The organism is Sphingomonas quercus (genome assembly GCF_018863195.1).
In the GTDB taxonomy this organism is placed as follows: Bacteria; Pseudomonadota; Alphaproteobacteria; order Sphingomonadales; family Sphingomonadaceae; genus Solisphingomonas; species Solisphingomonas quercus.
The window spans coordinates 101,742-126,222 of record NZ_JAHKRT010000008.1 but is presented as its reverse complement, the minus strand read 5'-3'; the positions used below and the strand labels follow the sequence as shown (position 1 = coordinate 126,222).

The following is a 24,481-nucleotide window of genomic DNA, read 5'->3' as shown; positions in this document are numbered from 1 at the left end:
TCCGAATTTGGGAGAGATTGTCAAAGCAGGTCGGCGAACCTCGCGACCGCCGCCGCCTCGCCCTCGGCATCGTTCCACACCGCACCAGACACCGCCAGGAAGTCGGCCCCCGCCGCGATCAGCGGCGCGGCATTGTCAGGCGTGATGCCGCCGATCGCCACGCAGGGGATTTCGAACAGCGTCGACCACCAGCCGAGGATCGACGGATCGGGCCGGTGCCGCGTCTCCTTGGTGTCGGTTGGATAGAAGGCGCCGAACGCGACATAGTCGGCGCCCGCCTCGCCGGCTTCCATGGCGAGGTGACGGCTGTCGTGACAGGTGACGCCGATCTGCGCACCGGGGCCGAGCACGGCCCGCGCGTCGCGCGGATCGCCGTCGCCCTGACCGAGATGCACGCCGTCCGCGCCCAGTCGCTTGGCGAGACCGATGGAATCATTGACGATGAACGCCACGTCATGCGCCGCGCAGATCGCCTGCAGCGGCGGCGCCAGCGCCGCGACGGCATGATCGTCCAGCCCTTTCAGGCGCAACTGGAAGGCCGCGACCGGCCCCGCCGCCAGCGCCCGGTCCAGTCGCTCGGCGAAGCCCGCGTCGATCGATGGGGGTGAGATCAGGTAAAGCTGGCAGGGGGGGCGCCGGTCATCGCCTTCGAAGCGATCCGCAAAGCCGTCCAGCGCGTTGAGGCCGGTGGGATCATCCTGCTCCCGGGGATCAGTTTCGGCCATGACACGCTCCATTCCCGCTGCGATCCGGATCGGCTGTTCCGGCTGGAACTACCGCCATTGGCGCGGTGCCTTCTATCCCGAGAGGCTGGCGGTCAAGCGCTGGTTCGCCTTCTATGCCGAGCATTTCGACACCGTCGAGATCAACAACAGCTTCTATCGCCTGCCGCCGCCGGAAACGTTCGACGGATGGCGCGAACAGGCGCCGCCGGATTTCCGCTACGCGGTCAAGGCCAATCGCTACCTCACCCAGGCCAGGAAGCTGAAGGATTGCGGCGAGCCGCTCGATCGCATGCTCGGCAATATGCGCCATCTCGGCGACAGGCTCGGCCCGGTGCTCTACCAGTTGCCGCCGCGCTTCAAGCTGAACCTCGAGCGGCTGGAAAGCTTCCTGCGCCTGCTCCCCGCCGACATCACCCATGTCTTCGAGTTCCGCGACGCGAGCTGGCATGTCGAGGCGGTGTTCGAGCTGCTGGAACATCACGGCGCCAGCTTCTGCACCCACGATTTTCCGGGCATCGCCACGCCGCGCGCCGCGAGCGGGCCGATCGCCTATGTCCGCTTCCACGGCGGCACCGGCAAATATTCGGGTCGCTATGCCGACGACACGCTGCTCGGCTGGGCGGACTGGATGGCGGCGCAGGCGCGCCGGGGTCGCCCTGTCTGGGCCTATTTCAACAATGATATCGGGGGCGCCGCGCTCCATGACGCGCAGACGTTGCGCGCGATGATCCGGCAGGCGACGGGGTGAGGCGCAACAGCCGCGCCCCGCCCCCGCCCCGCCCTTATTCCTCGCCCTTGTAGATCCGGACGATCTTGTCGAGCATCGCCAGCGCCTCGTCGCGCGGGCGCTGGAAGGTGTTGCGGCCGATGATCGAGCCATTGCCGCCGCCGTCGCGGATGTCGCGGGCGTCCTGATAGACGGCGTCCGTGCCCTTGGCGGCGCCGCCCGAGAAGACGACGATGCGGCGGCCGTTGAAGCAGGACTGCACGACATGGCCGACGCGCTTGGCCTGGGTCGACCAGTCGCCGCCTTCATAGGCCTTCTGCGCGTCCTTCTGCTCGATATGGTCGGTCGGCAGCTTGACCTTGATGATGTGCGCGCCGAGCAGCGCCGCCATGTGCGCGGCATAGGCACCGACATCGAGCGCCAGCTCGCCGGCCTTGGAGATGTCGCCACCGCGCGGATACGACCAGATCACCGTCGCGATGCCGACCGCCTTGGCCTCGGCGGACATTTCGCGGATCTCCTCCATCTGCTCGAAGATATTGTCCGAGCCCGGATAGATGGTGAAGCCGATCGCCGAGCAGCCGAGGCGCAGCGCATCGTCCACCGTGCCGGTCACCGCCTGATCGATCGAGGTCGCCCAGCTGTTCGAGGAGTTGACCTTGAGAATGGTCGGGATCTGGCCGGCGAAGGTGTCGGCGCCCGCTTCCAGCGGCCCGAGCGGCGCGGCGTAGGCGGAAAGCCCGGCGTCGATGGCCAGCTGGTAATGATAGTGCGGGTCATAGGCCGCGGGATTGACCGCGAAGCTGCGCGCCGGCCCGTGCTCGAACCCCTGGTCCACCGGCAGGATGACGAGCTTGCCGGTGCCACCCAGCCGCCCCTGCATCAGGATGCGGGCGAGATTGGCCTTGGTGCCCGGATTGTCGGACTCGTAATTGGCGAGAATGGCCTTCACCGTAGGCGTCATGCATCACCCCTGTTGTTGGTCATGATGAAAGGATGCGGGCCTGATAGCATCCTGTGCGGCTGCGACAACTGTCCGATAAGCGAGGCCGCGCGGCTTTTTGCCGCTTCGCCCGGCCCCTGATGCCGCAACGCGGCGAAAAACCGCCATCGCACATGAAAAAGGGGCCGCAGACCGTGTCTGCGGCCCCTTCAAGCCGAAGCTTCGGATCGCTCAGGCGGCGACGGTCGCCACCGTCTTGCGACGACGGAGCGAAGCGCCCGCCACGCCGAAGCCGAGGATCATCAGCGCCCAGGCGGCCGGCTCGGGAACGGCCGACGTCGCGTCGAGCGCCGTCCAGCTGCCGTTGATGCCGACGTCCTGCGGGAAGATGTTGGTCAGCGTCCACGAACCGGCGCGGACGGCGCTACCGAAATAATAGTTGTCACCACCGGACATGCCGAAGAACGCCACGTTGTTGGCGCCGTTACCGGTGATCGCACCTGCGATCGAGGTGATCGTGTCGATCGTCAGCGTCGGATAGATAGCCGAGCTGTAGACGAAGCTGACGAAGTTGCCGACGCTCAGCGTATCGCCGAGCGTGTAGTCAGACAGCGTCAGCACGCCCGTGGCGCTGGTGTCGGCGCCGCAATCGAGGCAGGTGCCCGAGAAAGCATAGCTGGTATTCACGGCTTGGGCCGGGGTCGCAATGGCAGCGAAGCCACAGATGGCCATCAGAACGGTCAGATATCGGTATAGCTTGGTCATAGCTTAACTCCCAGTCGCCGGAGGTTGCTGCAACGCACACGTAGCACGTTATCGATGTTTGTTAATAATAAAATAGTTCACGTTAACCATGTTTAACGAGAAAAATCACAGGATCTCAGTCCCATTTTTGGACAAATATTGTCGTTTAGACATGACAATACTCCCGCGGACGACACCAGTCCTCGGTTTGACTTTAGCCAACGAGTATTTGTCCCAGGCAGGACTGGGCCGCGGCCCGGCCTGTGCCGGTCCCAACCCGCAGCGCAAACGCGACCCGCCCGGGATCGGTTCCGAGCGGGTCGCGCCGTTCTTTCGAAATTCTAGAAAGTGTTGCGCGTCAGGCGCGCTCGAGCGCCTCGACGCCGGGAAGGGGCTTGCCTTCCATCCATTCCAGGAAGGCCCCGCCGGCCGTCGACACGAACGTGAAATCGTCCGCCACGCCGGCCTGATTGAGCGCCGCCACCGTATCGCCGCCGCCGGCGACGGAGATCAGCCCGCCCTCCTTGGTCAGCGCGGCAGCGGTGCGCGCCAGTGCCACCGTCGCCGCATCGAAGGGCGAGGTCTCGAAGGCGCCGAGCGGGCCGTTCCACACCAGCGTGCGACAGGTCTTCAGTGCGTCGCCCAGCGCTTCCACCGCCGCCGGGCCGACATCGAGGATCATCTCGTCGGCGGCGACTTCATGCACATTCACCGTGCGCGTCGGCGGATCGGCGCGGAATTCCTTCGCAACCACCACGTCATAGGGCAGATGCACGGTGCAATTTGCGCGATCGGCGGCGTCGAGAATCTCAAGCGCGGTCTGCGCGAGGTCATGCTCGCACAGCGACTTGCCGACATCCAGTCCACGCGCGGCGAGGAAGGTGTTAGCCATGCCGCCGCCGATGATCAGATGATCGACCCTGGCGACGAGGTGGCGCAGCACGTCGAGCTTGGTCGACACCTTGGCGCCGCCGACCACCGCTGCCACCGGATGCTCCGGCCTGCCAAGCGCCTTTTCAAGCGCCTCCAGCTCCGCCTGCATCGAGCGGCCGGCATAGGCCGGCAGCACATGCGCCAGCCCCTCGGTCGAGGCATGGGCACGATGCGCGGCGGAGAAGGCGTCGTTGACATAAAGGTCGCCGAGCTTCGCCATCTCGGCGACCAGCGCCGGATCGTTCTTCTCCTCGCCTTTATGGAAGCGGGTGTTTTCCAGGATCGCGATGCCGCCCTCGGACAGCAGCTCGACCGCACGCGCGGCATCTGCGCCGATACAATCGTCGATGAAGGTCACTTCACGGCCGAGCACGTCCGACAGCGGCTTGGTCACCAGCGCGAGGCTCATGTCCGGCCGCCGTTCGCCCTTGGGACGGCCGAAATGAGCGAGGACGAGCACTTTCGCGCCCTTGTCGGCGAGTTCCGCGATGGTCGGCGCCGCCGCGCGGAGCCGGGTGTCGTCGGTGACCCGCCCGTCTTCCATCGGCACGTTCAGGTCCTCGCGCACCAGCACGCGCTTGCCCCGGATGTCGCCAAGATCGTCAAGGGTGCGGAATTGGGTCACGGGTCGGATCCTTCGCCGGATTTCGTCTTGATACGTCGCCACGCTGAACCTGTTTCAGGGTTCCACCAAGCCGCGAACTCGAAAGCTTGCGAAGAGGGAGTGGAAGCTGACCAGGTCGGCATGGCGGACGGGGGAAGGAAGCCATCCGCTTCCCTCCCGCCCTGTTCAGATGAGCTTCGCCATCGCCGCGGCGGTGTCCACCATGCGGTTCGAGAAGCCCCATTCATTGTCGTACCAGGAGAGCACGCGGACCAGCTTGCCCTCGATCACCGCCGTTTCGAGGCTGTCTACCGACGACGAATGCGGATCGCCGTTGAAGTCGATCGAGACCAGCGGATCGGTGACATATTGGAGGATGCCCTTGAGCGGGCCGCTCTCGGACGCTGCCTTCAGCACGGCATTCACTTCCTCGACGCTGGTGTCGCGCTTCGGCGTGAAGGTGAGGTCGATCACCGAGACGTTCGGTGTCGGCACGCGGATCGAGGAGCCGTCCAGCTTGCCCTTCAGCTCCGGCAACACCTCGCCCACCGCGCGGGCGGCGCCGGTGGTGGTCGGGATCATCGACATGGCGGCGGCGCGCGCACGGCGCATGTCGCCATGGATCTGGTCGAGGATGCGCTGGTCGTTGGTGTAGCTGTGCACCGTCGTCATCAGGCCGCGCTCGATGCCGATCGCGTCGTTGAGCACCTTGGCCACCGGCGCCAGGCAGTTGGTGGTGCACGATGCGTTGGAGACGACGACATGGTCGGCGGTGAGCTTGTCGTGGTTGACGCCATAGACCACGGTCAGGTCGACGCCCTTGGCCGGCGCGGAGATCAGCACGCGCCTGGCGCCGGCGGTGAGGTGGGCGGAGGCCTTCGCCTTGTCGGCGAAGATGCCGGTGCATTCGAGCGCGATGTCGACGCCGTCGGCGCCGTGCGGCAGGTTGGCCGGATCGCGCTCGGCGGTCACCTTGATGCGCTTGCCGTCGATGATCAGGTCGTTGCCGTCGGCGCGGACTTCCCCGGCCCAGGCGCCGTGGACGCTGTCGCGCTTGAACAGCAGCGCGTTGGCCTTGGCGTCGCCGAGATCGTTGATCGCGACCAGCTCCAGCCCGCAATTCGGATTGGCCAGGATCGCGCGGGCCACCAGCCGGCCGATGCGGCCGAAGCCATTGATCGCAACTTTGGTCGCCATGTCTGTGATCTCCTTATGCGGTGCGGACGGCGCCGAGCAGCTGCGGCGCGATAGTCTCGGCGGTCAGGCCGAAATAACGGTAGAGGTCGGGCGCGGGCGCCGAGGCGCCGAAGCGATCGATGCCGAAGCGCATGCCGTCGACCATGGTGTAGCGTTCCCAGCCCATCGTCGTGCCGGCCTCGATCGAGACGCGCAGCACCTCCGACGGGTCGACCGGCGGCAGCACATCGTCGCGATAGCTTTTCGGCTGCGCGTCAAACCGGGACCAGCAGGGCATTGACACCACATCGGCGCCCACCCCCTCGGCTTCAAGCCGGGACGCGACGTCGAGGGCGATCTCCACCTCCGAGCCGCTGGCGATCAGGATCACCCGGCGCTTCGCCTCCGCCGCCTTCAGCCGATAGGCGCCCCGTGCCGAAAGATTCTCGCCCTTCTCGGTACGGAGCTGGCGGAGATTCTGACGGGTCAGCGCCAGCAGCGACGGCCCGTCGACGCGGCTCAGCGACAATTCCCACGCCTCGGCCGCCTCCACCGCGTCGGCGGGACGCCACACGTCGAGATTGGGGATGACGCGCAGCGACATCAGATGCTCGATCGGCTGATGGGTCGGCCCGTCCTCGCCGAGGCCGATCGAATCATGGGTCATCACGAAGATCGAGCGGATGCGCTGCAGCGCCGCCAGCCGGATCGCCGGCCGGACGAAGTCGGCGAAGCAGAGGAAGGTGCCACTATAGGGAATGACGCCGCCGTGCAGCGCCATGCCGTTCATCGCGCAACCCATGCCGAACTCGCGGATGCCGTAATAAAGGTAGCGGCCGGCGCGATCGTCGCGGGTGAAGGGGGCGAGGCCCTTGGTCCTGGTGTTGTTCGATCCGGTGAGGTCGGCCGAGCCGCCGACCGTTTCCGGCAACAGCGCATTGACCGCGTCCAGCGCCATTTGCGAGGAGACGCGGGTGGCGACCGTCTTCGGCTCGGCGATCAGCCCGTCGATATGCGCGGCGAGCGAGAAGCCCTGCGGCAGTTCGCCCTTCATGCGCCGGATGAACTCGGCGGCCTGCGGATCGGCGGCGAGCCGCTCGTTCCACGCCGTCCATGCCTCGCGGCCGCGCGTGCCGGCTGCGGCCCATGCCGCGGCAATGTCGTCGGGAATGACGAACGGCTCGGCCGTCCAGCCCAGCGCGACGCGCGCCGCCGCGACTTCGTCGGCGCCCAACGGCGAGCCATGGGTAGCCGAGGTGCCCTGCTTGCTCGGCGCGCCGAAGCCGATGATCGTCCGGCAGGCGACGATCGACGGCCGCGGATCGGCCACCGCCTCGTCGATGGCGCGGGCGATGTCGTCCGGATCATGGCCGTCGCAGGCGAGGGTGTGCCAGCCCGAGGCGGCATAACGGCCGAGCACGTCCTCCGAGGAGGACAGATCGACGGCGCCGTCGATGGTGATGCGATTATCGTCCCACAGCACGACCATGCGGCCGAGGCCGAGATGGCCGGCCAGGCCCACCGCCTCGTGGTTGATGCCTTCCATCAGGCAGCCATCGCCGGCGATCACCCAGGTCCGGTGATCCACCAGCCCGTCGCCGAACGTCGCGTTCAGGTGGCGCTCGGCGATCGCCATGCCGACAGCGGTGGCGAGGCCGGTGCCGAGCGGCCCGGTGGTCGCCTCGACGCCGGCCAGCTCGAAATTCTCCGGATGGCCGGCGCACGGGCTGCCGAGCTTGCGGAAGTTGCGGATGTCCTCGATCGTCGGCCGCGCATAACCGGTGAGGTGCAGGAGGCTGTAAATCAGCATCGAGCCATGGCCGGCGGACAACACGAACCGATCGCGATCCGCCCAGTCGGGCGCCGCCGGATCATGTTTCAGATAGCGCGTAAACAGCACCGTTGCGACATCCGCCATGCCCATCGGCATGCCCGGGTGGCCGGACTTGGCGGCCTCGACAGCGTCCATCGACAGCGCCCGGACGGCGTTGGCGAGCGTCTTCACGGCGATGGTCATTCTGAGGTGACGATCCTGAAAAAGAGCGATGGCCCGCACGAATCCCGCGCGGACGTGGGCTCATTGGCGCGCACCGGGTCCATCGTCAACCTTGCGGGGGGGCCGCGTCATGCTAAGTCTGCGCCCATGTCCGACCCCCGCCTCGCCACGCTTCTGGACCGCATCGGGCACGCGCTCGACCGCATCGAAGCGCGCCCCGCCCATGACCCGCGGCTCGCCGCCCGCCATCAGGCGCTGCGCGAGGCGATGGCGCAGGCGGTCGCCGATCTGGATCGGCTGATCGAGGCGGATCGCCCGTGAATCGCATCTCGCTCGACATTGCCGGCCACCGCTACGACATCGCCTGCCGCGCCGGCCAGGAGGGCCATTTCCTCGGCCTAGCCCGCGTCATCGAGAACAAGGTGGCGCAGGCGACCGACGCGATGGGCCGCATGGACGCGACCCGCCAGCTGCTGTTCGCCGCCCTCCTCCTCGCCGATGAACTGGGCGAGGCCCGTGCCTCGGCGGTCGAGACGGGCGCCGCGCTCGACGACGCCACGTTTGACCGGCTGGAGACGATCGCCGTCCGGCTGGAGCGGCTGGCCGCGGGCTGACCGCCCGGCGATCCCCACCGTCATGCTGAAACAAGTGCAACATGACGCTGCAGGAACCTTGAGCCCGACGCCCCCTGTCCCTATCTAGGCCATGGTGGGTTCTGCCCGGTACGAGCCGAGCGAACATCCCTGAGGCGATTCACAATCCATGGGAGCTGTCCCTGACCAGATCCAGGTCTGAGTTACATGGTTCCCACCTGACGTTGACGGCGTCAGAGGATATTCCGGCAAACGGTCATGGCGGTCCCACCACCCCTTCAACCGGCGCTGACCCCGCCAAGCTCGCCCTGCGCCGCGCGCTCCGCCGCCGCCGGCGGGCGTTCGTCGACGCGATGGACGCCTCCGCATTCGATGCCGCCGCCGCGGCCCTTGCCGAGCGCGTGATCGCGCAATTCGGTGCGGCGCGGATCGTCGCGGGCTATGTGCCCGTCGGCGCAGAAGTCGATCCGCGCCCGATCCTTGCCGCCGCCGCCGCGCAGGGCCGCGCCACGGCCCTCCCCTATGTCGAGAGTCGCGAGGCGCCGTTGCGCTTCCTGCTATGGGCGGACGGCGATCCGCTGATCGAAGGGCCGTTCGGCCTCTTCCAGCCCCTCGCCAGCGCCACCCCCGCGGAACCGGACCTGATCCTCGCCCCGCTGGTCGGCTTCGACCGCGCGCTCGGCCGGCTCGGGCAGGGCGCCGCCCATTACGACCGCGCCTTCGCCGCCCTGCCGGAGGCGCGCCGCATCGGCCTGGCGTGGAGCGCGCAGGAGGCCGACGCCCCCCTCCCCGCCGAGCCGTGGGACGTCCCTCTCCACGCCGTCGCCACCGAGCGCGAATGGATCACCGCATGAGCAACCCGTCCCAGCCGACCTGGCGCAAACCCGCCGGCGCTTTCGCGATCATGGCGCTGATCATGCTGTGGGCGGGGCTGGTGCTGCTCGCCTCGCCATGGATCGAGCGGTTGCCGGCGCTGGCGCAGGCACCGGTCTATATCGTGCTCGGACTGGCGTGGATCTGGCTGCTGCCGCTGCGGCGGCTGCTCGCCTGGATGGAAACCGGCCGATGGCGCTAGAATAAAGCGGTGCCGCGCCTGCCCGCGCGACACCGCTTCTCCCCCCGAAGCGCGTCCGGGGATCGGCTCAGGACGTGACGGCGAGGCGGCGATGGCGCCGCGTCGCGAATCCGACCAGGCCGATGCCGAGCGCCATCATCGCCCAGGTCGCGGGCTCCGGCACGGTCGGCACGAACGGCGGCGGTAGCGGCTGGGAGTCGAAATTGCCGACGCCGGACATGGTGGAATCGCCGATCGCGCTCGCCCCGAATGGCGAGCCGCCCGCGGCAAGGACCGCATTATTGAAGCTCAGAGCGAAGGACTCCGTCTCGACGTTCGCGAAATCGAAAACCGTGGAGAACATTGTCATCAGGCCCGGCGGCGCGCTGAGCGAGAGCGACGCGACGTTACCGCCGACCTGAGCGCCGAAGAACGCGTCCGCAAAGTCGATGGTCAGGACGTTGACCGCGCTCTGCGAGCTGATGCTCAATGAGCCCGAGAAATACTGGCCAATCTGCCCCGGAAAGCCGGTGAGCACCCCCGATGTCGAGGTGGCGTTCAACGAAAGATGATAGGTGTCCGTGGTGGACAGGCCATAGTCCGCAAGGTCGAGGCTCGACAGCGCGGGAAGCAGGACGCTCCCACTGGCGGCCAGCGCTGCCCCGCCGCTGCCATCGTTCGTATAGCTGAAGACGTTGGTCGCGTCGGCCTGACCAAATTGCAGGAAGACCGCCGCATGGGCAGGTGCCGTGCCGAGGCACGCGACCGCCGCAAGGGCGAGTGGGGAAAACCTCATGGGGAAACTCCTGAGAGGGGTTTAAGCCATGCCGAACCCAGCCAGATGCATGCATAGCATGGATATAGTTAATCACATTATATGCCAGATTGCATATATACTGCGAAATCAATATGTTGTGGAAACGCGACGGTTAACTCGCGGCCGAATGTGTAAGATTTTTCGACAGTTGTGCCGGCCCGATGTGCCCAAATGGCACAAGGCTGATGCGAATGACGGCGGCGGATTCATCGGGAATTTGCAGGTTTACGAGCGCTTGCTGGCGGGCGGCGGCGGCGCAAGCGAACTGTAAGAATTTCCGACATATTACAATCGGCGTCCACGACCGGCGCAACGCGACGCGGTCGATGCAACGAGAGTGCTGGCGTCTCCGGGATGGCGGATCTGGCAGGGCCACAGGCGGGCCGCCAATCCCCGATCGTTCAGGGGAGTGGCGCGAGTGACGGGGCTCGAACCCGCGACCTCCGGCGTGACAGGCCGGCGCTCTAACCAACTGAGCTACACCCGCTCAAAGCGGAGCCGGGCCACTAGGCGACACCTCCCGGCCTGTCAACACGCTTCACGACGCGGCTGGGGATAAGTCAGCCTTCGTCGCGCTCGGCCTCGTCATGGGGCGGGCGGGCGAGCGTGCCGTCCTCGAACAGGAAGCCGGCGATATCGGGCTTGCCGGCAGCATCCAGCACCGTCTTGAGGATGATCAGCAGCGGCACCGCGAGCAGCGCCCCCGTCGTTCCCCACACCCAGCCCCAGAAGCTCAACGCGACCAGGATCAGCAGCGGATTGATGGTGAGCTTCTTGCCGACGATGGTCGGGGTGATGGCATTGGCCTCGACGAGGTGGATCGCCACGAAGCACGCCGCCGGCAGCAGCGCCGACCACGGATCGGGAAAAGTCATCAGCCCGCCCAGCGCGAGCAGCAGCGCCGCCGCGATCGGCCCCAGATAAGGCACATAGTTGAGCAAGGCGACCATGCCGCCCCACATCAACGGCGTCGGCATGCCGATCGCCCACATCGCCATCGCCACCGCGACGCCCATCACCAGATTGATGAGCGTGATCGTCGTCAGATAGGATGATGTCGCGTCGACGACATCCTGGATGACGCGCGCCGTCGCCATCGCGCTTGAAAAGCTGCCGCGGCTGGTGATCGTCCGCCGCCGCATCGCCGTCCATCCGGCGAGGAAGAAATAGATGACGAGGGTGCCGAAGAACATCTGCACGATGGCGTGCGGCGCCGAGCTGGCGACGAGATCGAGGAGCGAGTTGGGCGTCTCCAGCGTCACCGTGCGCACGCCGCTGGCGCGGCTGATCGCCACCTGCCGGGTTGTCTCGTTGATGAAGCGATCGAGGCTCTGGTAGATCTCCATGATCGGCTTGATCGTCGATTTGACCTGCCCGATGCGGCTCGGCAGCAGCGCCACCCAGCCTGACGCCGGCACGATGATCGAGGCGATCGCCACGTTGACGAGGCCGAGGAAGAAGCCGACGCACAGGAACGCCGCCGCGCCGGACGGCACCCGCCGGCGCTCCAGCCATTCGAGCAGCGGCACCAGCGCCACCGCGACGACCAGCGCCGCCGTCACCGGCAGGAAGAATTCGGCGCCAGTGCGCAACGCGAAGGGCAGCGCCACGACCAGCCCGATACCGGCGATCAGCGTCAGCGCGGCAAGCAGGCGCTCGCGGCGATGGGCGACGGCCGCCGCCGTCTCCTGCGGCTCGGCGACGCGGGTGACGGCCACGGCCGGCAGCTCGGCGACCGGGCGGTCGTCGAGCCGTTCCTGCCCATGATCCATCTGCATCTTCATTCCAGCCCACCGAATCGCGCCCGCGGGAAGACAGTCTAGCATGCGGCGCAGTCGCCGCATCCCGGCTGGACCGGAGCGATAACACTGTGGCAAGGGGGCATCACAGCCGCGCGGGCGTGGCGAAATGGTAGACGCAGCGGACTCAAAATCCGCCGTAGCAATACATGTCGGTTCGAGTCCGACCGCCCGCACCAGCCGTTAGCGGCTCGACGCCGTCGCCATCGCACCGGGGCGCCCGGGGAAGCGCAGCGTCGCCGCCATGTCCTGCGCCAGCGTCTTGCCGTCGAAGCGGAACACCTCGATCGCCTTGTCGAGGCTGCACTGGAGCAGCAGCGTGCGCCCATCGTCGCTGAACACCGCGCCCTGGCACCAGCCGCCGCTATGCGCCTCGGCAACGCGGGTGAGGCTGACGCCGTCGACGCGATAGACCTGCAGCAAACCGTAGGGGTGGTAGCCCGGCGCCGTCTCGGCCAGCGCCGAGCCGTTGGCGACGACCACCGCCAGCCAGCGGCCATCCGGCGACAGCGCGACATGCTCGGGCGTCAGGCCGACCTCGACGCTGGTCACCGCGCCCGTGGCGAGGTCGGTGGCCGACACCGTGCCCGGCCGTGGCGTGCCCGGTGCCGGCGCCGGCTCGCCGGCGGCGGGAAGATTGCCGCCGAGGTTGCTGTTATAGGCATAGCGGCCGTCACGGCTAAACGTCACGCCCCATGGCTGGCGGCCGGGCATGATCCGCGCGTCGGCGACCGTGAGCGCGCTGCCGGCGACGGTCAGGCGAATCAGCCGGTTCGATCCCTGCCCGGTGACCAGCGCGCTCCTGCCATCGGGCGCGAAGGTGACATCGGTCGGCCGCGTGCGGTCCGGCAACTGGAGCCTGCCGGCGGGCGCGAGACGGCCGGCGGCGATCGCATAGACGAGAATGCTGTGATCGCCCGGACTGGCGACCAGCGCCAGCGTGCCGGCGCGATTGATCGCGATGCCGCCTGGGCCGGGGACCGTCTCGAGGGTGTGGACGATCCTCGGCGCGGCCGGATCGCGGAGGTCGATCACCGAGAGCACGCCATTCGGTTCGATCTCACCCGCGGCATTGAGCCGCTGCGCCGCCGAGACCAAGGCGAGCCGCCCGTCGTGCGCCACCGCCACTGTCGTCGGCGGGCCGACCAGGCTCGCGGGCACCTCGATCGTCGCCAGCGTCTTCGGCGGATAGCGGCGCATGTCGATGGTGGCGATCATGTCCGGCACCCGGGTCGACGGCGCTTCGCCGGGACGGAGTTGCTTGCCGTCATTGGCCGATACGGCGATCTGCGCCGGAGCGGGAATGGCGAACATGCTCCACATGATCAATCCGGCCGGGAGTGCCAGGCGCCTGAATGCCGTCATCTCGTCCTCCCCTTCCGGCTCTTTCGACCGGACGCCCCGATTTCATATAGTATATGAAGCTTCGCGCAAGCCGTTGTCACGCCTGTCCGGATTGCGCGGCGTCAAAGCCCGCCGGGCATTGCTTCGCCATGATGGTCCGTTCACCAGAAGGGGAGTGCCGATGGGCAAGATTCATGAAGTCGAGGGCGATATCCTGCTGAGCCGGGCGCAGGTCATTGCCCATGGCGTCGCGCCGGGCGATCATTTCGCCACCGGGCTGGCGCTGGCGCTCAGGGAGCGGTGGCCGTCGCTCGCCAAGGATTTCCGTCATTATTGCCACCTCAGCCGGCCGCAGCCCGGCGATGTCTGGGCGTGGAGCGGGGTCGGGGCGGATGGCGGGCCGGTGCGCATCGTCAGCCTGCTGACCCAGGAACCGGCCGAGCATGCCAGCGGCCATCCCGGGCGGGCGACCCTCGAATATGTCAACCGGGCGCTGCGCGCGCTCGCCCACCATATCCGCGACGAGAAGATCGAGAGCATCGCCCTGCCCCGGCTCGCCACCGGCGTCGGTGGGCTGGACTGGGCGGACGTGAAGCCGCTGATCGCGCGCCACCTCGGCGATCTCGGCATCCCCGTCTATGTCTATGTCGTCTATCACCAGGGTCAGGCCGCCCGGGAGCCGGCCTGAGCGGGTATCGCCCGGGCCTGCCCCTCAACAGGCCCGGGCGTCCCCTTCCCCCACGGAAAAGCCGGTCAATGTCCGAAGGCGGGGCCGCGCTGGGCTCCCTTGGGATCGGCGCCGAAGCGGTTGGCGCCACGATCGCCGCGCGCGGTCAGCCAGCCGAGCAGCCACAGCCAGCCGATCACGGGCACCAGCGCCACCGTCAGCGCCACCGCCGGCCTTCCGACGTCGTGCAGCCGCCGCACCGTCACCGCCGCCAGCGGCAGGCTGAGCGAGAGGGCCACGATCACCGTCAGCGGCCCGGCGAGCCCGGCAATGGCGTGTCCCCGCCCGAGATGGGCGTCCCACGCCACCGACACCGACACCGCTGCCGCCGCGATCCACGCCAGCGACCACATCTCCCGGCGACGCGAGCGGCCTTCGAAATCGAAGAGCCTGACCAGCGGCAACAGCGGATGGGTCATGATGCGCACCTCCAACCTTGTCTGGACGACGATGCGCGCGAGCCGGGGTGGGATCATCTGCACCGCGACAAAATCGACATGCCCCGCGACGGAGCGGCGAGGCCGCGTGATCGAGCGCCGCGGCGAGCCTCACCCGCCTTCCCGCAGCAGAAGGCCTGGGCGGCGGCATGGATGCCGGAACGGGCCCAGCATGACGAGCTCTGTGGGCGGGGCGACCGGGCGCCAAACCCACCCGTCATCCTGAACTCGATTCAGGGTCCACGCCTCCCCACACCCGCGCGCTAGTGGTCAAGTGGATGCTGAACCAAGTTCAGCATGACGAGGATTGTGGGGGAGGCGAGCGGCCGCCCAAACCCCACCCGTCACCCTGAACTCGATTCAGGGTCCACGCCTCCCCTCACCCCGCGCTAGCCGCCAGCTGGATGCTGAACCGAGTTCAGCAGGACGAGGTTCGTGGCGGGAGCGACCGGGCGGCCTAACCCGTCCGTCGCCCTGAACCCGGTACGGGGTCCGCGCCTCCCCACACCCGCGCGCCAGCGGCCAGGTGGATGCTGAACCGAATTCAGCATGACGAGGATTGTAGGGGAGGCGAGCGACCGCCCAAACCCCTACCCGTCACCCTGAACTCGATTCAGGGTCCATGCTTCCCTGCGTCCAGGCGCCGGTGCCGGGTGGCGACCGCAACGTGCCCAGCCTGGGGGCGCGGGTGTGTCGGGTCGTTCAGTTCACCGGGGCACGGCGCCGGTAGCTCAGCGCCTCCGCGACATGCGTCCGGCCGACACTTTCCACTGCGGCGAGGTCGGCAATGGTGCGCGCCACCCTGAGCACCCGATGATAGCCGCGCGCCGACAGCCGCATCTTCGCGGCCGCTTCGGCCAGCAGGGCGCGCCCCGCGACATCCGGCGTCGCCACCCGGTCGAGCAGCAGCCCGTCCGCCTCGGCATTGGTACGCGCGCCCTCGCCTTCGTAACGCGCGGTCTGGATCGCTCGCGCGGCCGCGACGCGCGCGGCCACCGCGGCGGAACCCTCGGCCGCCGGCGGCAAGGCGAGGTCGGCGGCGGAGACGGCGGCGACCTCGACATGCAGATCGATGCGATCAAGCAGGGGGCCGGAGACGCGCGCCTGATAATCGGCCGCGCAGCGCGGCGCCCTTGCGCACGCCAGCGCCGGATCGCCGAGATGGCCGCACCGGCATGGGTTCATCGCCGCGACCAGCTGCACGCGCGCCGGAAAGGTGACATGGGCATTGGCGCGGGCCACCGTCACCCGCCCCGTCTCAAGCGGCTGGCGTAGCGAATCGAGCACGGCGCGCTGAAACTCCGGCAGCTCATCGAGGAACAGCACGCCGAGATGGGCGAGGCTCACCTCCCCCGGCCGCGCCTTGAGGCCGCCGCCGGTCAGCGCCGCCATCGACGCCGAATGATGCGGCGCGCGGAACGGCCGGCGGCGCACCAGCCGCCCACCCGCAAGCTGGCCCGCCACCGAGGCGACCATCGACACCTCGAGCGCCTCGGCCGGGGTCAGCGGCGGCAGGATGCCCGGCATGCACGCCGCCATCAGCGACTTGCCGGCCCCCGGTGGGCCGGTCATCAACAGGTTATGCCCGCCCGCCGCCGCGATCTCGAGCGCGCGCTTGGCGGTCTCCTGCCCCTTTACCTGGGCGAGGTCCGGCCCCGCCTCGCCTTCGGCCGCCCCGCCGGGACGCGGCGCGGCGAGCGGCGCGGTGCCCTTGAAATGGTTGAGCAGGGCGAGCAGGTCGGGCGCCGCGATCACTTCCACCCGCCCCGCCCAGGCGGCCTCCGGCCCTTGTGCAGCGGGACAGACCAGGCCGAGGTCGCGCTCCGAGGCGTGGAGTGCCGCCAGCAGCACCCCCGGCGCGGGCAGCACCCGCCCGTCCAGCCCAAGCTCGCCCACTGCGACATATTGGCCTAGTGTCTCGGCATCGATCACACCCATCGCGCCGAGCACGCCGAGCGCGATCGGCAGATCGAAGTGCGATCCTTCCTTCGGGAGATCGGCCGGCGACAGGTTCACCGTGATGCGCTTGGGCGGCAGCGCCAGCCCGATCGCGGCAAGCGCGGCGCGTACCCGCTCGCGGCTTTCCGCCACCGCCTTGTCGGCGAGGCCGACCACCACGAACGCCGGCAGGCCGGCGGCGAGCTGCACCTGCACCTCGACGCCGCGCGCCTCCAGCCCGAGAAAGGCGACGGTGGAAACATGCGCAACCATGGGAATGCGGGCCCCTATCAAACGCTGGCCCGCAGGCGAGTTACTAGGATCTCGACCCGAAAACGGCAATGGCCGGGATGGCCATGATAAGGCCGATGCCCGGCGTCGCACTTGCGGGCCTGTCCGGCCGCCCCAACATCAGGCGGCGATGCCAGGGCCACCCAAGATCATGCACCTGCACCTGCCGGGCTGGACGCGCCCGTGGCTGTTCGGGCTCGGCATCGTGCTCCTCGTGCTGACGCCGGTGGTCGGCATTCTGCCCGGGCCGGGCGGCGTGTTCCTGTTCGCCGGCGGCATGGCGCTGGTCCTCAAGAATTCCAGTATGGCCAAACGGCTCTATGTGCGCTTCAAGGCGCGCTGGCCGCGTCTCGGCGGCTGGGGAGATTGGGCGCTGAGGCGGGAGAGCCACCGCCGCCGCGTCGCCAGGCGCCGTGCGCGCGGCGAAGATTGACTCTCATGCCCGTTCGACCTATGCGCCCCTTCGACAGCGGCCGGCCCATGCCGGCCCTTTTCGTTAGACGACACGCCCGAGGAATGAACGATGAAGCGCACCTTCCAGCCCAGCCGCCTCGTGCGCAAGCGTCGCCACGGCTTCCGCTCGCGCTCTGCGACGCCGGGTGGCCGCAAGGTGCTGGCGGCTCGCCGCGCCCGCGGCCGCAAGACGCTTTCCGCCTGAAGCCCTCTCCTTACGAGACCCTGCGCCGCCGCCCGGATTTCCTGGCGGCGAACAGCGCCTTGCGCGCGCCGATGCCGGGGTTCGTGCTGCTCGCCCGCCCGCGCGGCGATGGCGATCCGGTCCGCCGGCTGGGCATCACCGTCACCAAGAAGATCGGCAACGCCGTGGTCCGCAATCGCGTCAAGCGCCGCTTCCGCGCGCTCGGCCGCGAGCTGATGCCGGCGTTCGGGATCGCCGGCGCGGATCATGTGCTGATCGCGCGGGCCGGCGGTGTGGAGAGCGATTTCGCGAAGCTCCGCGCCGATCTCGAAAAGGCGTTGCGCAAGCTGGCGCAACGGGCGGGTGAGGCATGAGCGCGCACCGGCATTCGGCGACCTGCCGTTCGCCAGGCGCGAGGGGCGATGATCGCTCCGTCCCCAGAAATCTGCTCGTCCTGCCGCTGATCCTGCTTGCCCGGTTGTGGCAGCTCGGGCCGTCGCGCATCCTGCCGCCGTCCTGCCGTTTCTCGCCCTCCTGCTCTGCCTACGCGATCGAGGCGTGGCGCCGCCACGGCCTGTTCCGGGGCAGCTATCTTGCCGCGCACCGGCTGCTGCGTTGCCAGCCTTGGGGTGGCTGCGGCCACGATCCCGTGCCATGACGCGCCGCTCACCGAAGGAATCAAGGCCCCGTGTCTGAACAGCGCAACCTGATCATCGCGCTCATCCTCTCCGCGCTCGTGCTGTTCGGATGGAGCCTCGTCTCCGACCGGGTGCTGCCGACGGCGACCAAGCCGACGACCCAGGTCGTCAAGGGCAAGTCGGTGCCGCTGCCCGATCCCAACGCCAGCCCGACCGGCAGCGCGCCGGCGGTGGTGCGCGCCCGCGCCGTCGTGCTCGCCGAGAGCCCGCGCGTGGCGATCGCCACGCCGCGCCTCGCCGGCACGCTGAACCTGAAGGGCGCGCGCATCGATGATCTGGTGATGTCCGACTATAAGGAGACGCTCGCCAAGAATTCGCTGCCCGTGCGCCTGTTCTCGCCGTCGGGCGCGGGTGAAGCCTATTTCGCCCAGTTCGGCTGGACCGGGCAGAATGTCCGCGTGCCGGACGCCAATACGCTGTGGACCGCCTCTGCGCCGAAGCTGACCCCGGAAACCCCGGTGACGCTGAGCTGGGACAATGGCCAGGGCCAGCGCTTCGAGCTGATGTTCGCAGTCGACAGGGATTTCCTGTTCACCGTCACCCAGCGCGTCGTTAACGCCGGCGCCGGCGCGGTGGCGGTGACGCCCTTCTCGCTGGTCAACCGCACCGGCATCTCCAAGGACCCGTCCGGCTGGACGATCCACACCGGGCCGATCGGCACATTTGACGGCGTCACCAACTACAAGGTCGATTTCAAGGATCTGACCGCCGGCGAGGCGCCGCGTTTCACCTCGACGGGCGGCTGGATCGGCTTCACCGACAAATATTGGCTGGCCGCCCTCTCCCCGCCGGCCGCGGCGAAGTGGGACGGCGGCTTCCGCGGCTCGGCCGGCGACCGCTTTCAGGCCGATGCCGCCTATCCGACGCAGGTCGTGCAGCCGCGCACCGCCACCACCACCCAGGTCCGTCTGTTCGCTGGCGCCAAGGAAGTGAAGCTGCTGCGCCGCTATCAGAACGAGGCCGGTGTCACCCGCTTCGACGGCGCCATCGACTGGGGCTGGTTCGAGATCCTCGAAAAGCCGATCTTCTTCCTGCTCGACTGGCTGTTCCGCATGGTCGGCAATTTCGGCGTGGCGATCATGCTGCTGACCATCGTCGTGCGCGGCGTGATGTTCCCGATCGCGCAGAAGCAGTTCCGCTCGATGGCCGGCATGCGCATCATCCAGCCGAAGATGAAGGCGCTGCAGGAGCGCTACAAGGACGACAAGCCGAAGCTGCAGCAGGAGATGCTGAAGCTTTATCAGGAGGCCAAGGTCAATCCGATCGCCGGTTGCCTTCCCACCCTGTTGCAGATCCCGATCTTCTACGCGCTCTACAAGGTGCTGCTGGTGACGATCGAAATGCGCCACCAGCCCTTTGTCGGCTGGATCCACGATCTGTCCGCGCCCGATCCGGCGACGATCCTCAACGGCTTCGGCTATCTCAACTTCGCGGTGCCGCATTTCTTCGCGATCGGCGTGCTGCCGGTGTTCCTCGGCATCTCGATGTGGCTGCAATTCAAGCTCAACCCGACGCCGATGGACGATACCCAGAAGCAGATCTTCGCGATCATGCCGTGGATGATGATGTTCATCATGGGCACCTATGCGGCCGGGCTGGTCCTCTACTGGACGATGTCCAACGTCCTCACCATCCTGCAGCAGAAGTGGCTCTATTCGCGCATGCCGCAGCTCAGCACCGCCGAGGCGACGACGCCGTGACGCCCGAGGAGGAGGATGCGCGCACCGCCGCGATCGAGGCCGCGCGCAAGCTCTTTGCCGGCCCCGTCGGCTTCCTGAAATCGGCGCCGTCGCTGAATTTCCTGCCGGACCCGGTGGTCCGCGAGGTGGCCTTTGCCGGCCGCTCCAACGTCGGCAAGTCCTCGCTGCTCAACGCGCTGACCGGCCGGAGCGGGCTCGCCCGCACATCCAACACCCCTGGTCGCACGCAGGAGCTGAACTTCTTCGACGTCGGCGATCCGCTGCGTTTTCGGCTCGTCGACATGCCGGGCTACGGCTTTGCCCGCGCGCCGAAGGATATGGTGCGCCGCTGGAAATTCCTGGTGAACGACTATCTGCGCGGCCGCGCCGTGCTGCGCCGCGTGCTGGTGCTGGTCGACAGCCGTCACGGCCTCAAGGAGGTCGATCACGAGCTGATGGAAATGCTGGACAAGGCCGCCGTCTCCTATCGCCTCGTTCTCACCAAGGCGGACAAGATCAAGCCGAGCGCGCTCGCCGCGATGCGCGCCGCCACCGAGGGCGAGGCGCGCAAACATGTCGCCGCTCATCCGGAGATCATGGCCACCTCTGCCGAAACCGGCGAAGGAATTCCGGAATTGAGAGCCGCCGTGCTGGAGGCGATCGACTAGGCAGGCTCGTCTGTATACAGTCCCCAGGCTCCGCCCTGTCAGGAAGACTGTCGATGGACCAGCCCCTCCTCGCCCGCCGCGCAATCCTCGCGGGGGTCACGACCGCCCTCGCCTCGCCGCTTTTCGCGCAGGCGATCGCCTCGCCCGCCTATGGCCGGGTCGAGCGGCTCGACCCGGCGCTCGATGCGCTGATCGATCCGGCTGCGCAGGCCGAAATCATCATGGACGGGTTCAACTGGAGCGAGGGTCCGCTATGGGTCGGTGACGCCCGCGGCGCGCTCTACGTGTCCGATCCGCGCGCCAACGGCATCAGCCGCTGGACGGCGCGCGAGGGCAAGTCCGCGTGGCTCGCCCCCTCCGGCTATCAGGCGGACGCCGCTACCGCTGGTCTTGCCGAGCCGGGGACCAACGGTCTCGCCCTCGCCCCGGGGGCGATCATCGCTGCGGACAGCGGCAACCGCGCCATCGTCCGCATTGATCTCGTCACCCGGCGCCGCACGGTGCTGGCGGATCGTTTCGAGGGCAAGCGCTTCAACAGCCCCAACGACGTCGTCATCTCGCCCGCGGACGGCGCGATGTTCTTCACCGATCCGCCGGCTGGCCTGGCCGGCGGCGCCAATTCGCCGCTGCGCGAACTGGACTTTACCGGTGTCTTCCGGCTCGGCCGCGACGGCAAGGTCAGCCTGGTCACCCGCGACGCGCGACCCAACGGCATCGCCCTGTCGCCCGACGGCGGCACCCTCTATCATACCGACGGGCAGATCGGCTGGGTGGCGCACAAGCTCGACGCGCAGGGCCGCTCCGTCTCGCAGCGGCCGTTCATCGATCTTGCCGCGCAGGGCATGCGCCCCGGCGCGGACGGCATGAAGATCGACGCCGCCGGCAATCTCTGGACGTCGAGCCGCGACGGGCTCAGCATCATCAATCCGCAGGGCCGCCGCCTCGGTATCGTGCGTCTCGACGGGTCGATCTCCAATTGCGAGTTCGGCGCCGATGGCTATCTCTACATCACTTCGGTGGCGAAGGTCGCTCGCATCCCGGTCAAGGCGCGCAAGATCCCGATGTGATCCCGACCCAGAATCTGATACTGCCGGGAGATGCGGTTGCCGGCTCAAGCCTGCCCGGCTATCCCGCGCCCATGTTGAAGCTCATCATCGGCAACAAGGCCTATTCCTCCTGGTCGATGCGGGGCTGGCTCGCCGTCCGGCAATCCGGCGTCGAATTCGAGGAGATCGTCGTCCCCCTCTATGACGAGGATTGGGACAAGCGCCGCCAGGGCGACGAGTTCGCGCCGTCCTCGGGCAAGGTGCCGATCCTGTGGGATGGCGACATCGTCGTGTGGGACAGCATGGCGATCATCGAATATCTCGCCGAGCAATCCAGCGACGATCGCTTCTGGCCCGCCGACGCCGCCGCCCGCGCTGCGGCGCGCTCGATGGCGGCGGAGATGCATTCCGGCTTCGCGACGCTGCGCCGTGAGCATGGCATGAACGTGCGCCGCCGCTATCCGCCGGCCGAATTGTCGGAAGGCACCCAGCGCGACGTCACCCGCATCGTCGAGCTGTGGGCCGAGGCGCGGTCGCGCTGGGGGGGATCGGGTGATTTCCTGTTCGGGGATTTCGGCGCGGTGGACATCATGTTCGCGCCGGTGGTGACCCGCCTGCTCACCTATGCCATCCCGGTGCCGCGCTTTGCCGCCGCCTATGGCGCGGCGGTGATCGACCATCCGTTCGTCCGCGAATGGATCGCCGCCGCCCAGGAAGAGCCGTGGGTGATCGAGAAGTTCGAGGTGCCGGCAAAATAGCGCAGGGCGCTCCACGCAGATCACGCGGAATCGGCACCATTACGGATATGTTTACGAACGCCGTTTAACCCTTTTTCTGGGGAGGGCGACGGAGCGGGACATGGTGCGCGAGGACATGGGGGAAGCGGTCTGGCAGGCGGTCTGCCGCTCCCAGCCGGTCATTGAATTCGCCCTCGACGGCAAGGTGCTGTGGGCAAACGACGCCTTCCTCGACATGATGGGCTACAGGCTCGACGAGATTGAGGGCGCCCCGCACGCGATGTTCTGCCCGGCCGGCCATGCCGCCTCGTCGGCCCATGCCGCCTTCTGGGACAAGCTCGCCCGGGGCGAGTTCGACAGCGGCATCTACAAGCGCCTGACCAGCGACGGCCGGGAAGTATGGCTGCGCGCCACCTATAACCCGATCCTCGATGCCGGGGGCCAGCCCTGCAAGATCCTGAAGCTCGCCCTCGACGTCACCGATTCCCGCGAGAGAAACGCCGAGTTCGAAGGCCGCATCAACGCCATCTCGCGGTCCCAGGCGGTCGCCGAATTCTCGCTGGACGGCATGATCCTCGACGTGAACGACAATTTCGTCCGCGCCTTCGGCTATCGCTGGGACGAGCTGATCGGGCGCCACCATTCGGTGCTCTGCTCGCCGGCCTTTGCCGAGTCGATGGAATATCATGATTTCTGGGAAGGGCTGGGGCGCGGCCAGTTCGCCTCGGGCCGCTATCTGCGCCGCGGCCGCGACGGGGGCGATGTGTGGATCCAGGCGACTTACAACCCCCTCCTCGACACGGACGGCCACCCGCGCGCGGTGATGAAGATCGCCAGCGACGTCACCCAGCAGGTCCGCCTGGAGCAGGAGGTGCAGACCCGGCTTGAGGAAGGACGCAACCTCCAGCGCCAGCTCGAAGCCCGCACCTCCGATCTGGAAGAGACGATGGAACAGCTCGCTGCGATCGTCACCACCATCGGCGGCATCGCCACCCAGACCCGCCTGCTGGCCATCAACGCGACCATCGAGGCGGCGCGCGGCGGCGATGCCAGCCGCGGCTTCGCGGTCGTCGCCAGCGAGGTCAAGAAGCTGGCCGGGGACACGCGCAGCGCCACCGAAAAAGCGGCGCGGATGATGGAAGCGAGGCGCGGCATGCTCGGCCTCTCTGCCGGATTTCATTGACAATGACAGTCGTATTAATTCATTCGTGTCCCTGTTAGATTCATTTCTACCGTTAATCCGATGCAAGGATTTCGGGGCTAGCGTTCGATGTCGTCATCGAACGGGATGAATGCCATGGCTAGCCATCTTGTGAAGGGAATTGCCGACGGGATCGGCGCGCATGGATTGTGGAAGATGCGCCTGCGCAGCGCGATCAGCTCGGGGATCAGCGACGCCAACGTCGCCGAAGTGCGCTGCGACGACAAATGCGCCTTCGGCAAATGGCTGCATCACAGTCCGGAAATCGACGCCGGCACCAAGGGGGGCCTCCCCTACAAGGTGGTGAAGCGGCTCCACGCCGAGTTTCACGTCACCGCCGCCGATGTCCTCGCCCATGCCCTCCACGGTCGCAAGACCCAGGCGAGTGCGCTGTTCGAAACCGAATTCAGTGAAAAATCCGAGAAGCTGGTGCGCGCGCTGATGAAATGGAAAGGCGAGCTTCAATAAGGCGTGCCGTCCTTGTGGAGGTAGCGGCCGGTCGGCCCGTCGAACACCAGGTCGATGTCGGGATAATGGGCGACGCCCTCCGGCACCCGGCCGATCGCCACGAAGGTGCACGGGCGGCCGCTCTCGTTGACGAGGTGATGGCCGTTGCCGTCATTCTTCGGGAATGCGGCGACGTCGCCCGGGCGCATCACGGTGCGGCCCCGATCGTCGATCAGCACCGCCTCGCCAGCCAGCATCACCACCAGCTCGTCCTCGGCCTCGTGCCAGTGGCGCTGACTGGAAGCGGCGCCGGGCTCGAGCGTGACGTGGCTCGCCCCGAATTCGCTCAGCCCCGATGCCGGCCCCAGCCGGCGCACGAAACGCCCCGCCACCGCCTCGGCGAAGGGCGCGGGATAGCCGGTGCGGTTGGTCAGCGGCACGGCCTCGACATCGATCTTCGGCATTGTCCCTCCATTCGCTGCATCGGCCCGGAATCTGCTGTATTGATTGAGCCGCTCGC

The 24,481-nt window shown here is 67.8% G+C and carries 29 protein-coding genes and 2 tRNA genes; 17 read left to right on the top strand and 14 right to left on the bottom strand.

Translation table 11 applies throughout. The features are described from left to right. Positions 1-20 precede the first annotated feature (20 nt). Positions 21-725: a thiamine phosphate synthase gene (gene thiE, locus KOF26_RS14810; protein ID WP_253201480.1), complete on the bottom strand. Its 705-nt coding sequence runs from the start codon at positions 723-725 to the stop codon at positions 21-23. Here thiE and KOF26_RS14805 point away from each other — a divergent pair. Continuing rightward, the gene (locus KOF26_RS14805) at positions 724-1,473 is read left to right on the top strand and encodes a DUF72 domain-containing protein (RefSeq protein WP_216326648.1); all 750 of its coding nucleotides are present in this window, start codon (positions 724-726) and stop codon (positions 1,471-1,473) included. The two genes, thiE and KOF26_RS14805, sit on opposite strands and share 2 nt — an antisense overlap. Positions 1,474-1,507: 34 nt before the next feature. Here KOF26_RS14805 and KOF26_RS14800 read toward each other — a convergent pair whose 3' ends face one another. From KOF26_RS14800 to tkt, 5 genes are all read right to left on the bottom strand, one after another. Further along, positions 1,508-2,416 carry a class I fructose-bisphosphate aldolase gene (locus KOF26_RS14800; RefSeq protein ID WP_216326643.1) on the bottom strand — a complete coding sequence of 303 codons (909 nt, stop codon included), beginning with the start codon at positions 2,414-2,416 and terminating at the stop codon, positions 1,508-1,510. Between the two features lie 210 nt (positions 2,417-2,626). Next, positions 2,627-3,082 (bottom strand): PEPxxWA-CTERM sorting domain-containing protein, encoded by a 456-nt coding sequence (locus KOF26_RS17445; protein ID WP_363182263.1) that lies wholly within the window; start codon positions 3,080-3,082, stop codon positions 2,627-2,629. Between the two features lie 415 nt (positions 3,083-3,497). After that, complete coding sequence (locus tag KOF26_RS14790; RefSeq protein WP_216326637.1) at positions 3,498-4,697, bottom strand: phosphoglycerate kinase; 1,200 nt, start codon at positions 4,695-4,697, stop codon at positions 3,498-3,500. A 165-nt stretch (positions 4,698-4,862) separates the two neighbouring features. Continuing rightward, on the bottom strand, positions 4,863-5,873 hold the full coding sequence (gene gap / locus KOF26_RS14785; RefSeq protein WP_216326633.1) for a type I glyceraldehyde-3-phosphate dehydrogenase: 1,011 nt from the start codon (positions 5,871-5,873) through the stop codon (positions 4,863-4,865). A gap of 13 nt (positions 5,874-5,886) precedes the next feature. Then, entirely contained in the window at positions 5,887-7,869 is a 1,983-nt protein-coding gene (gene tkt / locus KOF26_RS14780; RefSeq protein WP_216326630.1) for a transketolase, read from the bottom strand. A 126-nt stretch (positions 7,870-7,995) separates the two neighbouring features. Here tkt and KOF26_RS14775 point away from each other — a divergent pair, with 126 nt between their 5' ends. Next, a complete protein-coding gene (locus KOF26_RS14775; protein ID WP_216326627.1) occupies positions 7,996-8,169 on the top strand; it encodes a hypothetical protein in 174 nt (57 codons plus the stop codon). After that, the gene (locus KOF26_RS14770) at positions 8,166-8,462 is read left to right on the top strand and encodes a cell division protein ZapA (RefSeq protein WP_216326624.1); all 297 of its coding nucleotides are present in this window, start codon (positions 8,166-8,168) and stop codon (positions 8,460-8,462) included. Before KOF26_RS14775 ends, KOF26_RS14770 begins: the two co-directional genes overlap by 4 nt. 257 nt (positions 8,463-8,719) lie before the next feature. Here the strand turns inward: KOF26_RS14770 and KOF26_RS17500 are convergent, their stop codons facing one another. Then, positions 8,720-8,854: a hypothetical protein gene (locus KOF26_RS17500; RefSeq protein WP_435876867.1), complete on the bottom strand. Its 135-nt coding sequence runs from the start codon at positions 8,852-8,854 to the stop codon at positions 8,720-8,722. Here KOF26_RS17500 and KOF26_RS14765 point away from each other — a divergent pair. Together KOF26_RS14765 and KOF26_RS14760 are read left to right on the top strand one after the other, a co-directional pair. Further along, positions 8,795-9,295, top strand: a complete 501-nt coding sequence (locus KOF26_RS14765; protein ID WP_435876862.1) for a 5-formyltetrahydrofolate cyclo-ligase — start codon at positions 8,795-8,797, stop codon at positions 9,293-9,295. The two genes, KOF26_RS17500 and KOF26_RS14765, sit on opposite strands and share 60 nt — an antisense overlap. Beyond that, positions 9,292-9,516 carry a DUF2842 domain-containing protein gene (locus KOF26_RS14760; RefSeq protein WP_216326621.1) on the top strand — a complete coding sequence of 75 codons (225 nt, stop codon included), beginning with the start codon at positions 9,292-9,294 and terminating at the stop codon, positions 9,514-9,516. The genes KOF26_RS14765 and KOF26_RS14760 overlap by 4 nt, the downstream gene beginning before the upstream one ends. A gap of 67 nt (positions 9,517-9,583) precedes the next feature. Here the strand turns inward: KOF26_RS14760 and KOF26_RS17230 are convergent, their stop codons facing one another. From KOF26_RS17230 to KOF26_RS14745, 3 genes are all read right to left on the bottom strand, one after another. Continuing rightward, positions 9,584-10,291, bottom strand: coding sequence for a PEPxxWA-CTERM sorting domain-containing protein (locus tag KOF26_RS17230; RefSeq protein ID WP_253201479.1), 708 nt, complete (start codon positions 10,289-10,291; stop codon positions 9,584-9,586). A 431-nt stretch (positions 10,292-10,722) separates the two neighbouring features. Then, positions 10,723-10,799 (bottom strand) — tRNA-Asp (locus tag KOF26_RS14750). A 73-nt stretch (positions 10,800-10,872) separates the two neighbouring features. Continuing rightward, positions 10,873-12,090 (bottom strand): AI-2E family transporter, encoded by a 1,218-nt coding sequence (locus tag KOF26_RS14745; RefSeq protein WP_216326896.1) that lies wholly within the window; start codon positions 12,088-12,090, stop codon positions 10,873-10,875. A 116-nt stretch (positions 12,091-12,206) separates the two neighbouring features. Here KOF26_RS14745 and KOF26_RS14740 point away from each other — a divergent pair. Beyond that, positions 12,207-12,290: transfer RNA gene (locus KOF26_RS14740), tRNA-Leu, on the top strand. A gap of 4 nt (positions 12,291-12,294) precedes the next feature. On the opposite strand, the gene KOF26_RS14735 is transcribed toward KOF26_RS14740, so the two are convergent. Then, positions 12,295-13,476, bottom strand: a complete 1,182-nt coding sequence (locus KOF26_RS14735; RefSeq protein WP_216326617.1) for a YncE family protein — start codon at positions 13,474-13,476, stop codon at positions 12,295-12,297. 160 nt (positions 13,477-13,636) lie between these two features. On the opposite strand from KOF26_RS14735, the gene KOF26_RS14730 reads away from it, so the two are divergent. After that, positions 13,637-14,143 carry a macro domain-containing protein gene (locus KOF26_RS14730; RefSeq protein ID WP_216326614.1) on the top strand — a complete coding sequence of 169 codons (507 nt, stop codon included), beginning with the start codon at positions 13,637-13,639 and terminating at the stop codon, positions 14,141-14,143. A 65-nt stretch (positions 14,144-14,208) separates the two neighbouring features. Here the strand turns inward: KOF26_RS14730 and KOF26_RS14725 are convergent, their stop codons facing one another. Then, on the bottom strand, positions 14,209-14,658 hold the full coding sequence (locus KOF26_RS14725) for a DUF805 domain-containing protein (protein ID WP_216326610.1): 450 nt from the start codon (positions 14,656-14,658) through the stop codon (positions 14,209-14,211). 663 nt (positions 14,659-15,321) lie between these two features. After that, positions 15,322-16,830 carry a YifB family Mg chelatase-like AAA ATPase gene (locus KOF26_RS14720; RefSeq protein ID WP_216326607.1) on the bottom strand — a complete coding sequence of 503 codons (1,509 nt, stop codon included), beginning with the start codon at positions 16,828-16,830 and terminating at the stop codon, positions 15,322-15,324. 148 nt (positions 16,831-16,978) lie between these two features. On the opposite strand from KOF26_RS14720, the gene KOF26_RS14715 reads away from it, so the two are divergent. From KOF26_RS14715 to KOF26_RS14670, 10 genes are all read left to right on the top strand, one after another. Further along, on the top strand, positions 16,979-17,281 hold the full coding sequence (locus KOF26_RS14715; RefSeq protein WP_253201478.1) for a hypothetical protein: 303 nt from the start codon (positions 16,979-16,981) through the stop codon (positions 17,279-17,281). A 90-nt stretch (positions 17,282-17,371) separates the two neighbouring features. Further along, a complete protein-coding gene (rpmH, locus tag KOF26_RS14710; RefSeq protein WP_015459770.1) occupies positions 17,372-17,506 on the top strand; it encodes a 50S ribosomal protein L34 in 135 nt (44 codons plus the stop codon). Further along, positions 17,503-17,859, top strand: coding sequence for a ribonuclease P protein component (rnpA, locus tag KOF26_RS14705; protein WP_363182269.1), 357 nt, complete (start codon positions 17,503-17,505; stop codon positions 17,857-17,859). Before rpmH ends, rnpA begins: the two co-directional genes overlap by 4 nt. A 71-nt stretch (positions 17,860-17,930) precedes the next feature. After that, the gene (gene yidD / locus KOF26_RS14700; RefSeq protein ID WP_216326887.1) at positions 17,931-18,143 is read left to right on the top strand and encodes a membrane protein insertion efficiency factor YidD; all 213 of its coding nucleotides are present in this window, start codon (positions 17,931-17,933) and stop codon (positions 18,141-18,143) included. Positions 18,144-18,173: 30 nt separating this feature from the next. Further along, complete coding sequence (gene yidC, locus KOF26_RS14695) at positions 18,174-19,883, top strand: membrane protein insertase YidC (RefSeq protein ID WP_216326605.1); 1,710 nt, start codon at positions 18,174-18,176, stop codon at positions 19,881-19,883. Then, positions 19,880-20,530, top strand: coding sequence for a ribosome biogenesis GTP-binding protein YihA/YsxC (gene yihA, locus KOF26_RS14690; protein WP_216326582.1), 651 nt, complete (start codon positions 19,880-19,882; stop codon positions 20,528-20,530). Before yidC ends, yihA begins: the two co-directional genes overlap by 4 nt. A 53-nt stretch (positions 20,531-20,583) precedes the next feature. After that, entirely contained in the window at positions 20,584-21,597 is a 1,014-nt protein-coding gene (locus KOF26_RS14685) for an SMP-30/gluconolactonase/LRE family protein (RefSeq protein ID WP_216326580.1), read from the top strand. A gap of 71 nt (positions 21,598-21,668) precedes the next feature. Further along, entirely contained in the window at positions 21,669-22,334 is a 666-nt protein-coding gene (locus KOF26_RS14680; RefSeq protein WP_216326578.1) for a glutathione S-transferase family protein, read from the top strand. Positions 22,335-22,434: 100 nt separating this feature from the next. Then, on the top strand, positions 22,435-23,496 hold the full coding sequence (locus tag KOF26_RS17440) for a methyl-accepting chemotaxis protein (RefSeq protein ID WP_216326576.1): 1,062 nt from the start codon (positions 22,435-22,437) through the stop codon (positions 23,494-23,496). A gap of 114 nt (positions 23,497-23,610) precedes the next feature. Continuing rightward, positions 23,611-23,982: a CZB domain-containing protein gene (locus KOF26_RS14670; protein ID WP_216326575.1), complete on the top strand. Its 372-nt coding sequence runs from the start codon at positions 23,611-23,613 to the stop codon at positions 23,980-23,982. Here KOF26_RS14670 and KOF26_RS14665 read toward each other — a convergent pair. After that, positions 23,976-24,425, bottom strand: a complete 450-nt coding sequence (locus tag KOF26_RS14665) for a cupin domain-containing protein (RefSeq protein WP_216326573.1) — start codon at positions 24,423-24,425, stop codon at positions 23,976-23,978. The genes KOF26_RS14670 and KOF26_RS14665 overlap by 7 nt on opposite strands. Positions 24,426-24,481: the final 56 nt, after the last annotated feature.

Coding starts and splice junctions, on each gene's coding strand:
- KOF26_RS14805 (WP_216326648.1), top strand. CDS start 724: ATGACACGCTCCATTCCCGCTGCGATCCGGATCGGCTGTTCCGGCTGG.
- thiE (WP_253201480.1), bottom strand. CDS start 725: ATGGCCGAAACTGATCCCCGGGAGCAGGATGATCCCACCGGCCTCAAC.
- KOF26_RS14800 (WP_216326643.1), bottom strand. CDS start 2,416: ATGACGCCTACGGTGAAGGCCATTCTCGCCAATTACGAGTCCGACAAT.
- gap (WP_216326633.1), bottom strand. CDS start 5,873: ATGGCGACCAAAGTTGCGATCAATGGCTTCGGCCGCATCGGCCGGCTG.
- tkt (WP_216326630.1), bottom strand. CDS start 7,869: ATGACCATCGCCGTGAAGACGCTCGCCAACGCCGTCCGGGCGCTGTCG.
- KOF26_RS14775 (WP_216326627.1), top strand. CDS start 7,996: ATGTCCGACCCCCGCCTCGCCACGCTTCTGGACCGCATCGGGCACGCG.
- KOF26_RS14765 (WP_435876862.1), top strand. CDS start 8,795: ATGGACGCCTCCGCATTCGATGCCGCCGCCGCGGCCCTTGCCGAGCGC.
- KOF26_RS14760 (WP_216326621.1), top strand. CDS start 9,292: ATGAGCAACCCGTCCCAGCCGACCTGGCGCAAACCCGCCGGCGCTTTC.
- KOF26_RS17230 (WP_253201479.1), bottom strand. CDS start 10,291: ATGAGGTTTTCCCCACTCGCCCTTGCGGCGGTCGCGTGCCTCGGCACG.
- KOF26_RS14745 (WP_216326896.1), bottom strand. CDS start 12,090: ATGCAGATGGATCATGGGCAGGAACGGCTCGACGACCGCCCGGTCGCC.
- KOF26_RS14735 (WP_216326617.1), bottom strand. CDS start 13,476: ATGACGGCATTCAGGCGCCTGGCACTCCCGGCCGGATTGATCATGTGG.
- KOF26_RS14730 (WP_216326614.1), top strand. CDS start 13,637: ATGGGCAAGATTCATGAAGTCGAGGGCGATATCCTGCTGAGCCGGGCG.
- KOF26_RS14725 (WP_216326610.1), bottom strand. CDS start 14,658: ATGATCCCACCCCGGCTCGCGCGCATCGTCGTCCAGACAAGGTTGGAG.
- KOF26_RS14720 (WP_216326607.1), bottom strand. CDS start 16,830: ATGGTTGCGCATGTTTCCACCGTCGCCTTTCTCGGGCTGGAGGCGCGC.
- KOF26_RS14715 (WP_253201478.1), top strand. CDS start 16,979: ATGCCAGGGCCACCCAAGATCATGCACCTGCACCTGCCGGGCTGGACG.
- rpmH (WP_015459770.1), top strand. CDS start 17,372: ATGAAGCGCACCTTCCAGCCCAGCCGCCTCGTGCGCAAGCGTCGCCAC.
- KOF26_RS14685 (WP_216326580.1), top strand. CDS start 20,584: ATGGACCAGCCCCTCCTCGCCCGCCGCGCAATCCTCGCGGGGGTCACG.
- KOF26_RS14680 (WP_216326578.1), top strand. CDS start 21,669: ATGTTGAAGCTCATCATCGGCAACAAGGCCTATTCCTCCTGGTCGATG.
- KOF26_RS17440 (WP_216326576.1), top strand. CDS start 22,435: ATGGTGCGCGAGGACATGGGGGAAGCGGTCTGGCAGGCGGTCTGCCGC.
- KOF26_RS14670 (WP_216326575.1), top strand. CDS start 23,611: ATGGCTAGCCATCTTGTGAAGGGAATTGCCGACGGGATCGGCGCGCAT.
- KOF26_RS14665 (WP_216326573.1), bottom strand. CDS start 24,425: ATGCCGAAGATCGATGTCGAGGCCGTGCCGCTGACCAACCGCACCGGC.